The following is a 13910-nucleotide window of genomic DNA, read 5'->3' as shown; positions in this document are numbered from 1 at the left end:
TCAATTAAAGTACAAAGTTAATTAATATTTTCACAATATGCTTGATTGCTGATTTAAGTTTTTAGGGTTTTATACCCAAATAGCTCAGGATTTTGAGGAGCCTTTTCAAAATGTAATTATTTAATTCAAATTGGTACATTTGTAGCATGGCAGTTAGAAGGATAAACAAAGTACAACGTAGAAAATTAGCAATCTTTTTTCGCTGTATTATCCTGTCTTTTTTAGCATGGACCTTGTTTGCTATTTCCAGTGAATATTTATTCACGAAAAAAGCGAGTATGACCTATGTTAATTTGCCTGAAAATAAGGCGTTTCATCCATTACAATCGGATACTGTTTCTATAAAAATAAAAATGACAGGCTGGCAAGTTTTGCTTTCCAAATTAAAGCCTGATACAGCTAAAATCCAAGTGGATATCAGTGGCTTAAAAACAAGAAATTTCATCGTTTTTGGAAATCAAATCGGCTTTATTAATCGACAGTTTCCTTCGGACAATCACGTTGTAGGGGTATCTCCTGATACCTTATATTTTGATTTTTCAAAGCAAACCCAACGAAAAATACCTGTTAAAGTAGTGCATCATTTGAATTTTAAAAAGCAATATGGAATTATTGGTGCTACGAAAACGAATCCTGAATATGTTACCATTACTGGTCCATTGGAAGATGTAGCAAATATTGAATACCTAGAAACCGATAGCATCAAAGGTGTAGAAGTAAATACCGATGTCCGTACAGTAGCGTATTTGAATAAACAGCAACGAACTAATATTACGATCTATCCTACTTTTGCAGAAGTAGTAATCCCGGTCGGTGAATTAACCGAAAAAATAATTGAATTGCCTATAAAGGTTGAAAATGCAAAAGGGTATACTTCTGTTCGAATATTGCCGAGTAAAGTAAAAGTAAATGTTCTTCTTGCTGTTAAGGATTTTAATAAATGGTCTTCAAGGGATTTCGAAGCGGTAGTGGATTTAGATGCATGGAAAGAACATCAAGTTAGAAGTTTACCTGTTATTATCACGAAAGTTCCTGAGTTTTGTAAAATAATCAATGTGGAACCTCAGAATATTGATTTTTTTGTAAGAAAATAACATGGGTTTGAAAATAGGAATTACTGGCGGTATAGGTACTGGAAAAAGTTTAATTGCACGGGTATTTAAATTATTAGGGGTACCTACGTATGATGCCGATTTAGAAGCGAAACTTATCATGACCAAGAGTGATGAAGTGAGAGCGCAACTTATTGAAGTGTTTGGTTCAGAGGTTTACCTGGAAGACGGTACTTTAAATCGATCATGGTTGGCTGATCGTGTTTTTTCAGATTCGAGTCAATTGACTAAGCTGAATGCGATCGTACATCCGGCAGTCATTCAAGATGCTGAAGATTGGGCACAAAAGCAAACATCTTTGTATAGTTTAAAGGAAGCGGCATTATTGTTTGAAAGTGGATCTTACCGCTCTTTGGATTACACGATTCTTGTCGTTGCTCCAGAGGATTTAAGGATTAAACGGGTCATGGCTCGGGACCATATTACAGAACAGGCTGTACGTGCGAGAATGGCAAAACAAATGCCTGAAGAAGATAAAGCAACGCTTGCCGATTTTATCCTATATAATGATTCGAAGCACAGTATTATTGAGCAGGTTATGGAACTGCATCATCAATTCACCCTGCCTCAAAAACCTTAATTATGCAAATTTTAAATGATTTTTTAATCAAAAAGGATAAAGGATACTATTGTCCATATGGCGATTTTTATATAGATCCGTTATATCCGGTGGCCCATGCTGTGGTTTCTCATGCACATGCTGATCATGCAAGTCCTGGACATCAGCAAATTTATTGTACCGAAGGTACCGCAGCATTTATGCAAGTAAGGTATGCTAAACAAGCAAAAAACTCTTATTTAATAAAAAAAATTGATCAAGAATTTGAGATAAATTCTGTGCGTATTAGCTTGCACCCAGCAGGTCATATCCTAGGAAGTGCTCAAATTTTAATGGTTTATAAAGGCGTTCGTTATTTGTATACTGGCGATTATAAATTGCAGTATGATCCAACTTGTGAAGCACTTCAAGTCATTGAAGCGGATGTGTTAATTACCGAAACCACATTTGCAAATCCAGATACACGTCATCCAGATCCGGTTTCGGAAATTCAAAAATTGAATGTGGAACGGAACATCTTATTGGGCTGTTATTCTTTGGGCAAAGCACAACGCATTACCGCATTAATCAACGATTACTGCCCGGATAAAGAGGTGTTGATTCATTATCAAATGCTACCACTGCATAAAATTTACGATACCTTATGCCCGCATCCATTATCCTACCAGATTTACAATCGTAAGCATATGAAAGAGGGTAGGCAGAATAAAATATACTTAGTACCCCCTTTGACATTCAATAGTTATCGACGTGCAACGAATGTTTTGAAGGCGTTTGCCTCAGGATGGGAACGTTTACAAGCGCAGAATGAAATCAGTTTGTACATATCGGATCATGTCGACTGGCAAGATATTTTAAACTTTATCAAGCAGGTCAAGCCTAAAGCTATATGGACCTTACATGGCGATGGACGTAAGCTTCACAGCTATTTTTCGAATGAATTGGAAATTCGAGATATTGAATCTCAAACATTTTTACCGAGTTATTGTTAGTTAATAATAAACTTAAATAACAAGGATTACTATGAACAAATTTTTTAAAGTATTAATAGCAGGTTGGGGAGCGAAGAAAATGGGGCTAGGTTGTTTTGGTACCATTATCGTCTTCATAATTATTTATTATTTGCTAGGATATTTATAGGAAAATCTAATGCAGAGTCTTGGATGTAGACTCCATAGATTGTATAAAAAAGGTTGATTATTTAAGAATAATCAACCTTTTTTTATATTCCCATTTTTAACCTGATGCGTCAGGACGGTTGTTTCTTTAAATCAACTTAAATTTGAATAAACCTTTCAGGTGATTAACCGGAGGATAAACCAGCAATAGATTTGCTTTTTCCGATGATAAACTTAGCATGCATCAATTTTTCTTTTAGTTATTTGTGATGGTTGAATAGTTTCTGTAAATGAATTACCGATACTGCACTAGAAACTAATGGCCTTAAAAAGAATGGGAATAGGGCCATCATTCCCTGTTATCGAATGTAAAAGGATAAGCTGAGCTTGGTTCGATTTAAAGAATGCATAGCGGCTGGAGGGATTGGTTGTTCCCAAAGTAAAATAGCTTTATGGGGATCGCCTGATTAATAAGCTGATGGACACGTCGTTGTTTATCAAATAATATGTAATTACAATTTAAACCATTTATAATGAAAAACAGAATTCTTTTAATGTTCTTGTTGTTGGCTTTTTTTCAATTGAATGCTCAAGTGAAAAAAACTTCAACCAAACAAGTAGTTAAGTACCTGCCTAAAAAAGGCGAGATGACGATTTTAGCTTGGTATAGTATTCAGCCCGAAGGGCTTAATTTACAGCGATTTCATGAATTGAAAGATGCTGGTTTTACGCATAGTTTTTCGGAATCCTTTCGCACCTTGGATTTGATGCAAAATGCACTTGATTTAGCTCAACAAGTTGGGGTTAAGTTAATTGTCTCGACGCCAGAGTTGTCAAAAAACCCTGAGGCTACAGTGAAGCGTTTTATGAAACATCCTGCAGCAGCTGGTTATTTTTTAAGAGATGAACCATCGGCTGCTGAGTTTGCTCAAATTGGGGCTTGGGCTCGTAAAATTCAAGCGGTGGATCCAGTAAAGTACTGCTATCTGAATTTGTTTCCTGATTATGCGCCATTAGAGGTTCTGAAAACGAAGAGCTATTATGAATATGTCAAGCGATTTGACGAAGAAGTAAACTTACCGTTCTTGTCATTTGATTATTATCCGATCGTTGAAGATCAAGGTAAAGTTATGGTGAGAGGTACGTTTTTTAATACGTTGGAAACCTTTTTAAAAGTAGGGCAGGAAGTGAATAAACCATTTTGGGCTTTTGCATTGACAACTGCACATACGCCATACCCAATTCCAAATGAGGCACATTTGAGGTTTCAAATGTATAGCAATTTAGCGTATGGTGCGCAAGGTCTTCAATATTTCACATTTTGGACACCGAAAAATAGTAAAATATGGAATTTCCATCATGGCCCAATAAATGAATTTGATCAACGAACTGAAATCTATGATTATGTTAAAAATCTAAATAAAGATATTCAAGGATTAAGTCCAGTGTTTTTAGGTGCGAAAGTCATATCTGTTCAACATACGGGTACTGAAATTCCGGTTTCGACTAGAAGATTAAGTCAATTGCCTTCTTCTGTAAAATCATTAGAAACTACAGGTTCAGAAGGAGCTATTGTTTCGCATTTACAAAATGGTAACCGTGAATTTTTAGTTGTGGTAAATCGAGATATTCATCAAAAAATGATGGTTAAGATTGAACTTGAAAAAGGGGTTGAACGGGTTATGAAAGATGGTTCTTTGGTCGATGCTTCGGCGTATGCTAATAATCTGGGAGTAGCTCCAGGAGATTTATTGGTATATTCTTGGTTAAAAAAGTAGGTTGAATAAAAAAAAGAGCCTGAAACATTTGTTTTTAGACATGCCCCAAAAAGTTGGACACTTTTTGGGGCATGTCCATTTGACAATCTATATTTTTTTAAACAAGGATTTAGGTAATAATATTTTTCATCATAATGATTTAATTACAAACGAGGAAAACTTGAGTTCAAATAAATACTTTTTATGTTTTGATAAATCTAAAAAAGCTGTCTTATATGAGTTCTTAACCTATCATAATGGTCAAATTATTGTGATAGACTTTTGGGCAATTTGGTGTGGTGCATGTATGGTAGTTTCAGCTCAGATTAAGAGTGTCTTCATGAAAATCGATTTGTGTAAATGGTTAGATATTTCATATGTTTTTAGCAAAACACTAGATCAAAAAAGTCAATTCATCCAATTATAAAAAAGAGGGGAGGTTCTCAGAAATTAAATATTGAATATGTTGAAATTTTTGTATTAAGAAAAAAAATATTAATTATCATGTATGTATAGTAATATAGGGCTATTATTTTTATTTTGTTATTAATATTTTTTCTTAAATTTAATGTACTAAAATATACTTAATGGGTACACTAAATTTTCTTTATGCTAAAAAGTGAATGATTTAAATGTAGTATACGAGAAAAAATTCAAATAAATTTACTTAGTTCTGATTTACAGTGACAATATTTAAGTCTAATGAACGTAAACCATTTTTGAAATTTTGAACATTTTCAGCTAATTGATGTCTCCAAATTGGCTCTTCGTCTATGAGGTCAATAACTTTCAATAAGCGAATACTAGCTGGTGAAGAGTTTGATGAGAAAATGTGTTGTCTAGATTGATAGCGTAGATAGTTAATGATTTCAGGACTTGAAACAATAAAACCTCCAATATGTCCCAATGCCTTACTAAGTGTGCCAGAAATGATGTCGACTTTGTCCAAAAGATAAAATAATTCGATCGCACCTCTATCATTCTCACCTACAACGCCAATGCCATGTGCATCATCTACCATCAAATATTCTCCATACTTTTTGGTTAGATCATGGATCTCATCCATTTTGGCAATATCTCCATTTTGAGAATATACGCCATCAATAATGACTAACCTTGTTCTATATTTATCTTTAACATCAACTAAGGCGCTTTCAAGATGTATTATGCTATTATGCGGGAATTTTTTGACATTTGTATTCAATAGACCTTCATATACACTAGCGTGTACTTCCATATCAACAATAGCGTAGTCTTCATTTTTTAAAAATGCTAAAAGTGTTGAACTATTTGCTGTATAGCCTGTTGTAAATATGATGTTTGAACCATCAGGTCTATTGAAAAATTCACATAATTTCTTTTCTAGTTCCACATGATATTCATGATGACCACCAATAAGCGGGGAGGCACCAGCTCCAGTTCCATATTTTATAATGCCTTCAATGGCAGCTTGCTTAACTTTTGGGTGCTGGGTGAAGTTAAGATAGTCATTGGATACTAGACTTACGCAATTTTGCAATCCTTTAATAAATGGTGATGATACATTAACAATAGGACCATATCCTTGTGTTTGAAATCTAAAATTGATTGTGTTGTTTTTCTGCATGTAGCGAATATATTAATGAAAATATTCAGCAATCTCAAACATGTCTAAATCTTTAATATTTTCAAATTCTTTGAAAGTTGCTGAATCAAAGTTTATTTTATTCATCATAATTAAATATTAATGGGTTATTAGGTACAATGATAGAAAATAAAAAAAGAAAAAATAATTTTTATTTTAATTTAAATTTTCATAATATTGAGAATGGTACTAATGAAAATTACCTTATGATAATGTCTAATTTTCTTTATAATATAAATGAGAGCGATTTAGATATAGTTTGTCGAAATATATTAGATGTATATCAGGTAAAGTATAGTAAACTAAACTTAAAGGATATAATAGATAATCATGTTGATAATCCTTCTTTATTAACCATAAAAGATACACTTTTTGAATATGGTGTTGAGTCGGCTGCTATTAAAAAGGGAAGTTATAATTATATTGACTTTGAGACTCCTTTTATTTGTTCTATTCAAAAGGAAGATTGGCATAATGCGAGTTTTACTGTAGTGGGTGATGTTAACGATATGGAAGTAACTTATCTAGAACCGCAAAAAAATAAGTTTATAACTATCCCATTAGTGGAATTTGAAAGTATAGATAAGGGAGTGGTTCTGCTTACTGATGATACCCATAAGAAGGATGAGGTCAATTTGAATACTAATTTAGTCAACCAAAGAAACAAAAAAATCGTTAAAAATATTCCTATCTATCTAGCCTTTACAGTGTTTGTTAGCGCATTATCAAATATCATTATCAATTATCAAGTAAATGTTTCATGGGTAAATATTGTTTTTACGACAACATCCTTTGTAGGCTTACTGATTTCGACTTTATTATTATGGCATGATTTAGATGTTTATAATCCGATAGTAAGAGAAGTGTGTGGGGGACAAAGTAAAAAGTTAAATTGTGATGCTATCCTTTATTCTTCGCAATCTACTTTTTTGGGTGTTAGTTGGTCCACATGGGGATTTTCTTATATGGCCACACTTTTTAACTTACAAGTTTTCTTCCCTTCTAATATCATTTATACCCAAATAAGTCTTCTCTCTGCCCTAATCGTAAGTCCCTATATCTTTTTTTCGTTGTATTATCAGGCTAAAGTAGCCAAACAATGGTGTCCTTTATGTTTGGTTATTCAATCCGTTTTATTTATTAATTTCATTGGAGCATTATTTTTTGTATATAATAATGGATTATCATTTTCTTTAGATCAAAGTTATAATTACATTTTAACACTAACCTTATTCATAGGTTTTGTGTTGATTGTTTATACATTATTACCCATCATTAAACAAGCCCGAAAAAATAAGGACACGGAGAAAAGATGGCAGAAACTACGATACAATCCTGAAATATTCCAAGCATTACTTCATAAGAATGAAAAAATAGGTTATCCTACGGATAACTTGGGGATAGTGATCGGTAATCCAAATGCTAAGAACGAAATCATTAAAGTTTGTAATCCATATTGTGGTCCATGTGCAAATGCACATCCTGAATTGGAGCAGATCATTAAAATGAATAAAGATGTAAAAATCAGAATTATTTTCACAGCTTCGGGTGAAGAATCTGATAAAAAGACAGCACCAGTACAACATTTATTAGCAATTCAAGAAAAAGATGGATTACACCAAGTCCATCAAGCATTGGATGATTGGTATTTGACTAAAGAAAAGAATTATGAACAGTTTGCTGAAAAATATCCAATGAATGGTGAGTTGAAGAACCAGAAAGATAAAATAATAGCAATGCGTGATTGGTGTAATAATATGAAGATAAGATCTACACCTACTTTGTATATCAATGGATTTGAATATCCAGATACTTACAAGATAGCTGAATTAAAGAATTTTTTCTAGGAAAAATAGCCCGAGCCAGTACGAAATGTACTCGGGCAAAACAGAAGGATCCCTGTAAAAGACCTTCCTAAGCTATTCAGGAAAAAGTGAATAGCAAGAATTATAAATTAATATACAAAATTATGAAAAAGATTTCATTAAAAAACTTGAACTTATAAGAGGTAGATCAATTATCTCGTAAGCAATTAAAAAATGTATTAGGTGGGTATGTAGGGGGAAGTGAGGGTACTGGTAGTACTGTTGGTACTGGTGATAATGTTACGATTCTTTGTAAATGTAGTGATGGCAGTTCTATTTATGTAATTTGTGACAATACACAAGAATGTATTGAGACCTGTTGGTATGCTTGTCCATAAGTTTCTTAATTGAATTATTCTAAAATAATTTTAATATGGACCTTCTAAATTTATAAAAGGTCCTTAATGCATAAGTTTATGTTAAAAGTATCTATTATCATCATATTAATTTACAGCTGTTTACTGGTTAAAAGTCAAGGTTTTAATGAACAAATGTCTTTTAATAGAGAAATAATTTATGATTACATTTTTTTTAATGATAGCACACAATTAAACGCTCCTTCTAACCAAAAAATGAGTTTATTGTTAAACGATAGCTTGTCTTTATTTCAGTTAACATCAAGATATTCTAGGGATTCTACGCTTATTCATGATAAGAAAAGTATTAGTGCAAAAGTTTTTGGTATTATTTCACCCATATCTAATTCAAATTATAGAATTTTTAAGACTAAAAATAAGATAATAACAGTAGAATCCATAAAAGGGTTTGATATCAAATTAACCAACGATTTTCAGGTTTATGAAGAAGAAAATATAGATCCATCCTTATGGAATATTTATCAGGACACGTTGACTATTAATAATTTGCTTTGTCAAAAGGCATCAATAAATTGGAAAGGAAGAACATGGATATGCTGGTTTTCTCCTGAAATACCAATTTTTGAAGGGCCATACAAATTTAGTGGACTACCTGGTTTAATTGTAAAAATGCAGGACACAAAAGGCTTTTTTACTTTTGAATTGCAAGCAGTAAAAGAGGTAAATAAATATTATAATCCCAATATTAGAAGAGACATCATATATAATCATATCAGTAAGGAAGAATTTTTTAAACAAAAAAAGTCCTTTCTTAAAAACATGTATGAAATAGCTATTTCTGAAGGAATAGAACCTGACGAAAGCTCTAAAAAAAATGCTGTTAGATTCGGTAAAGAAAATAATAACTGGATCGAGTTGTATCCTTAAAACTTATTATGCGATACCTTATCATCATATATCTGTTGTTAAACCAAATAGTATTTGCTCAAACCACGATTTCGGGCAAATTGATCGATGAACAGAATAGGCCAATTCCAAATGTATCTGTTTCTTATAAGAAAGTAGGTAGTGCCGCATTTTTAGGTTTTGGTAGATCGGACAATAATGGCTTATATAGTTTGTTGGTGAAAGTAACTGATGTGGATAGTATACAATTGGATTTTCAACATATGACCTATGCGAAAAAATCAGTTATCATCGCTAATCGAACGGGTGAATATTCATATCAATTGATACAACAGACTCGTCAAATCGAAGAGGTCAAAGTGGCTAATATGCCCATCTATAAACGTAAGGATACTATCAATTACGATGTCAATGCATTTACATCTAAACAGGATCGTGTCATTGCTGATATCATTAAAAAGCTTCCAGGCATCGAGATGCAAGGCGATCAGATATTGTATCAAGGCAAACCAATTCAGAAGTATATGGTCAATAATCTTGATCTCATGGAGGGACGATATGGAATGATTAATAATAATCTACCCGCAGATGCAGTGAAGAAAGTTCAGGTGGTTGAAAATGATCAACCTATTAAGATTATGGATTCATTGGTTTTCTCCGATAGGGCATCGCTGAATCTAGAACTCAAGAAATTTACGACTACTGGTACAGGTAAAGTTGGGTTTGGTTATGAACCAGTACTATGGGATTTGAATTTGACACCGATGACATTCGGCAAAACCTTTCAAATGGTGAATTCTTTCCAAACCAACAATATTGGTTATGATGCCTCGAAAGATTTGCGTGCATTTTATACAGGGGGAATGTATTTTGGGACACAAGCGACTATTTCTAATGGTGAATCATTTTTGGCAATACGTAATGTGTCGAGTCCAAGTTTTGATGAAAAAAAATGGTTAGACAATAAAATATTTCTCTTTAGCACGAATGCATTAAAAAAATTAAATAGTGGTCTAGAGCTCAAGGGAAATCTCTCTTACTATCATGACACTAGGAAACGAGAAGGCTTTACAGCTACGCAATACTTTACTTCGAATGATATTATCTACAGTTCAGAAAATATAGACAATAGTTATCGTAATCAAGTTTTTGATATTGGGATGTTAGTGGAGAAAAATGAAAAAGATATTTATCTACGTAACAGCACCAAGTTTCAGAAAAAATGGAATAAAGACTTTGGGAACTTATTATTTAACAATAGCAATAAAATAGAGCAACACAAAAATTATACAGACGAAGCATTTATGAATAGTTTATCATTGGCACGCTTCATCGGCAAACAATTAGTAAATATAAATTCAACTATACAATACAATCATACACCACAACAGTTGGCTGTCAATCCTGGACAATTTGAGGACATATTAAATGAAGGAAATCCTTTTGAACAAATGCGTCAACAGGTTTTATTTAAGAAATTTGCAATTGAGAATAGTCTAAGCTTTATGCGTAAGATAAAGTATTGGACAATTTCGCCAACAGTAGAATTGAATTATGATCGTAATAAGTTGAATACTGCCATAGATATCACTGAAAACAATCATCAGACTATATTGGGAAATGATTATTTCAATGATATGAACAATTCGCAATTGAATTTGGCTTTACGATTAAGAATCGGATGGGAAAAGACACAATGGAAATTGAATTTCACAACGCCATATAATCTTCATTACTTCAATGTCTTACAACAAGGAATAAAAACATTAAATAATGAACTAAAAAGTACTTATTATCCTTCTGCGAATTTGACATATTTATTAAATGTCAATAATGAATTATCAACTTCCATTTCTGGAGGAAGAACATACGGAGGTTTAAATAATTTTTACAATGGCTATATCATCAGTCAATACCGATCAATGCAGCGATATGATGCCCGATTATTGCGAACTGATAATAAGTCAGCTTCCTTCAGCTATAATTACAAAAATACTTTAAAAGCAAACTTTGCGAATGTACGTTATAATTACACCGATGGATTTAGAGATTATATATTTAGTAGCACCATTGACGAATTAGGACGACATACCACTACTATTATAGATCAAAATAGTTACAATAAAAGTCATAATTTTTCAGGGAGTGTATCTCGATTTTTTTCTAATATTAAAACGGTTGCTAAGTTAAATGCTTCCTTAAATTGGTCTGAATCAGATTATTTACTAAATGGAATCATGGACAAGCAGTTGGGGCGAGGACAGTCAGGAAGTCTAGAAATAATCAATAGTTTATCTACTGTGGTATCTGGAGATTTCAAAACAAATTTCGGTCGTCACAAAAATATTTTTTCGACAAGCGAGCAACTCACAATTTATACTAATTACTATGCTAATATAGTGATTTACCCTTCGAACAAACATAGCTTGACTATAAGTAATTCGCTTTATACCAATAATATGAAAAGTCAGAAGGATCAATACTTTTTAGATTTCACCTACCGTTACCGAGTTGATAAATGGAAAACCGACATCGAATTGAATGGTCAAAATCTATTAAACAACAACCAATTCATCCAACAATTTTCAAATAATATCGAATTAATCCAATCCACTTTTGAACTCAGACCAAGACAATTTATTATTTCTACACGTTTTAAATTTTAACTATGATTTATCTTTCTGCACAGCCTGATACCACTTATTTTATTTGGCAATTAGAGATTCAGCTTCGAAATTTTAATAGTTTAGGTATCTCAAAAGAAAAAATCCAAGTATTAGTTGCTTACAATAAGGATTTAGGATTGAATCCAGCATTTCAAAGTTTTATAAATGAGAATAACCATCTAGCTAATTTTTATACATACATCGATGAGCGCGAAAAACCAAAATACACTTCTTCAGTTCGACCTAATATCTTAAGTCAACATTTTAAATTATTTCCTAGGTTATCACAGGAAGTTATAATGTACCATGATTCGGATGTCCTATTTTCCCGAAAACCTCAAATTGATCATCTGTATGAAGATTTGGTGTGTTATGTTTCCGACACACGGAATTATTTAGATATTAATTATATACGACAGACCGCTTCTGAAGATTTATTAGATGAAATGCTAAAAATTGTCGGCTTAGCTAAGGAGAAATTAATAGCTGAAAATGAGCAAACAGGAGGAGCACAGTATATTCTTAAAGGTATAACTTGTGAATTTTGGAATAAGGTAGAAAGAGATTCAGAGGAACTTTATGTTCGGATGAAAGAATAAAACACTCTCTTAGTTAAGATTCAAACGTGTCCATTTTTTGCTGACGATTTACACTTTGAATACACTGTTTTCATTAATCAATATGTTCATTTTCGGGACATTATTGATTATCTATAATAAAACGATTTTTATTGTTTTTATTGTTGCTACAGCTTTATATACCCTTTGGATATTAGCTTTTATGAAATATCGTCGGGAGCTGGATCATAAAAGATTTAAATTATCGTCCGAGAATCAGACCTATATAGTAGAAATGATTCAAAGTATGCGTGATATAAAATTGAATAATGCACAAAAGCAAAAACGTTGGGGATGGGAGGCATTGCAAGCGAAGCTTTTTAAGTTTCGTGTAGAGAGCTTGGCATTATCGCAATACCAATCTATTGGTTCTATGGCGATCAATCAAGCGAAGGGAATTTTAATCACTTATATTTCTGCTAAGTCTGTTATTGATGGTGATGTGACATTAGGGGGAATGATGGCTATCCAATATATTGTTGGTATGGTTTCTAATCCAGTAGAATTATTATTAGGTTTTATGCAATCCTATCAAGATGCTAAAATAAGTTTGGAGCGATTAAATGAAATTTATGAAACAGAAGAAGAAGAAGATATTCAAAAAGATTATTTTACACAACTTCCTAAAGATAAAACGATTGAAATCCGAAATTTAACTTTCAGATATTACGGTGCTGGAAATGAACCTATTTTCACGAAGTTGAATTTAACGTTTCCAGAAGGGAAAACAACAGCAATCGTTGGTGCGAGTGGATCAGGAAAAACAACTATTTTTAAATTATTATTAAGGTATTACCAACCCGAAGAAGGCGAAATCTTAGTAGGGGGTAAGAAATTAGATCAAATCAATTTTAATTTATGGCGAGACAGATGTGGTTCTGTGCTACAGGACAATTACATTTTTGCGGATACGATTGAAAACAATATTGCTGTTAATGAAGATCATCCTGACGAAAATAAAATTCAACAGGCTATAAATATTGCCAATATGGAAGATTTTATTGAAGAAGAACCTTTTGGACTCGCAACGAAAATAGGTACAGCAGGAAAAGGAATTAGTCAAGGACAAAAACAGCGATTGATGATTGCAAGAGCTGTATACAAAGAACCTGATTATATATTTTTAGATGAGGCGACTAATTCTCTAGATGCTAACAATGAAAAGGTAATTGTAGAAAAATTAAATCATTTTTTTGAAAATAGAACGGTAATAGTTGTTGCACACCGTTTGAGTACCGTTAAGCATGCAGATAATATTATTGTATTAGAAAAGGGGGAAATAGTAGAACAAGGCAATCATAAAGAGTTAACTGCAATTAAAGGGAAATACTATGAATTAGTTAAGAATCAATTAGAGTTAGGGAATTAA

The 13910-nt window shown here is 32.6% G+C and carries 11 protein-coding genes; 10 read left to right on the top strand and 1 reads right to left on the bottom strand.

Going from position 1 to position 13910, the window contains the following annotated elements; genetic code table 11:
• Positions 1-146: 146 nt before the first annotated feature.
• From ACFRAE_RS01255 to ACFRAE_RS01235, 5 genes are all read left to right on the top strand, one after another.
• Positions 147-1094, top strand: a complete 948-nt coding sequence (locus ACFRAE_RS01255; protein WP_422795295.1) for a CdaR family protein — start codon at positions 147-149, stop codon at positions 1092-1094.
• Between the two features lies 1 nt (position 1095).
• Entirely contained in the window at positions 1096-1692 is a 597-nt protein-coding gene (gene coaE / locus ACFRAE_RS01250) for a dephospho-CoA kinase (protein ID WP_422795294.1), read from the top strand.
• 2 nt (positions 1693-1694) lie between these two features.
• Complete coding sequence (locus ACFRAE_RS01245) at positions 1695-2663, top strand: MBL fold metallo-hydrolase (protein WP_422795293.1); 969 nt, start codon at positions 1695-1697, stop codon at positions 2661-2663.
• A 659-nt stretch (positions 2664-3322) separates the two neighbouring features.
• The gene (locus ACFRAE_RS01240) at positions 3323-4567 is read left to right on the top strand and encodes a hypothetical protein (protein ID WP_422795292.1); all 1245 of its coding nucleotides are present in this window, start codon (positions 3323-3325) and stop codon (positions 4565-4567) included.
• Between the two features lie 40 nt (positions 4568-4607).
• A complete protein-coding gene (locus ACFRAE_RS01235) occupies positions 4608-4973 on the top strand; it encodes a hypothetical protein (RefSeq protein WP_422795291.1) in 366 nt (121 codons plus the stop codon).
• 240 nt (positions 4974-5213) lie between these two features.
• Here the strand turns inward: ACFRAE_RS01235 and ACFRAE_RS01230 are convergent, their stop codons facing one another.
• Positions 5214-6065 carry an aminotransferase class I/II-fold pyridoxal phosphate-dependent enzyme gene (locus tag ACFRAE_RS01230; RefSeq protein ID WP_422795290.1) on the bottom strand — a complete coding sequence of 284 codons (852 nt, stop codon included), beginning with the start codon at positions 6063-6065 and terminating at the stop codon, positions 5214-5216.
• 224 nt (positions 6066-6289) lie between these two features.
• On the opposite strand from ACFRAE_RS01230, the gene ACFRAE_RS01225 reads away from it, so the two are divergent.
• The 5 genes from ACFRAE_RS01225 (at position 6290) to ACFRAE_RS01205 (ending at position 13910) form a co-directional block, all read left to right on the top strand.
• A complete protein-coding gene (locus ACFRAE_RS01225) occupies positions 6290-8017 on the top strand; it encodes a vitamin K epoxide reductase family protein (protein ID WP_422795289.1) in 1728 nt (575 codons plus the stop codon).
• Positions 8018-8451: 434 nt separating this feature from the next.
• Positions 8452-9279, top strand: a complete 828-nt coding sequence (locus tag ACFRAE_RS01220) for a GLPGLI family protein (protein WP_422795288.1) — start codon at positions 8452-8454, stop codon at positions 9277-9279.
• 8 nt (positions 9280-9287) lie between these two features.
• Positions 9288-11924 (top strand): hypothetical protein, encoded by a 2637-nt coding sequence (locus ACFRAE_RS01215; RefSeq protein ID WP_422795287.1) that lies wholly within the window; start codon positions 9288-9290, stop codon positions 11922-11924.
• A gap of 2 nt (positions 11925-11926) precedes the next feature.
• Positions 11927-12523 carry a hypothetical protein gene (locus tag ACFRAE_RS01210; protein WP_422795286.1) on the top strand — a complete coding sequence of 199 codons (597 nt, stop codon included), beginning with the start codon at positions 11927-11929 and terminating at the stop codon, positions 12521-12523.
• 37 nt (positions 12524-12560) lie between these two features.
• Positions 12561-13910: a peptidase domain-containing ABC transporter gene (locus ACFRAE_RS01205; protein ID WP_422795285.1), complete on the top strand. Its 1350-nt coding sequence runs from the start codon at positions 12561-12563 to the stop codon at positions 13908-13910.

Source organism: Sphingobacterium sp. HJSM2_6, assembly GCF_049316305.1.
GTDB lineage: Bacteria > Bacteroidota > Bacteroidia > Sphingobacteriales > Sphingobacteriaceae > Sphingobacterium.
Note: the sequence above shows the minus strand (reverse complement) of the source record. Positions and strands in the feature narration are given on the sequence as shown.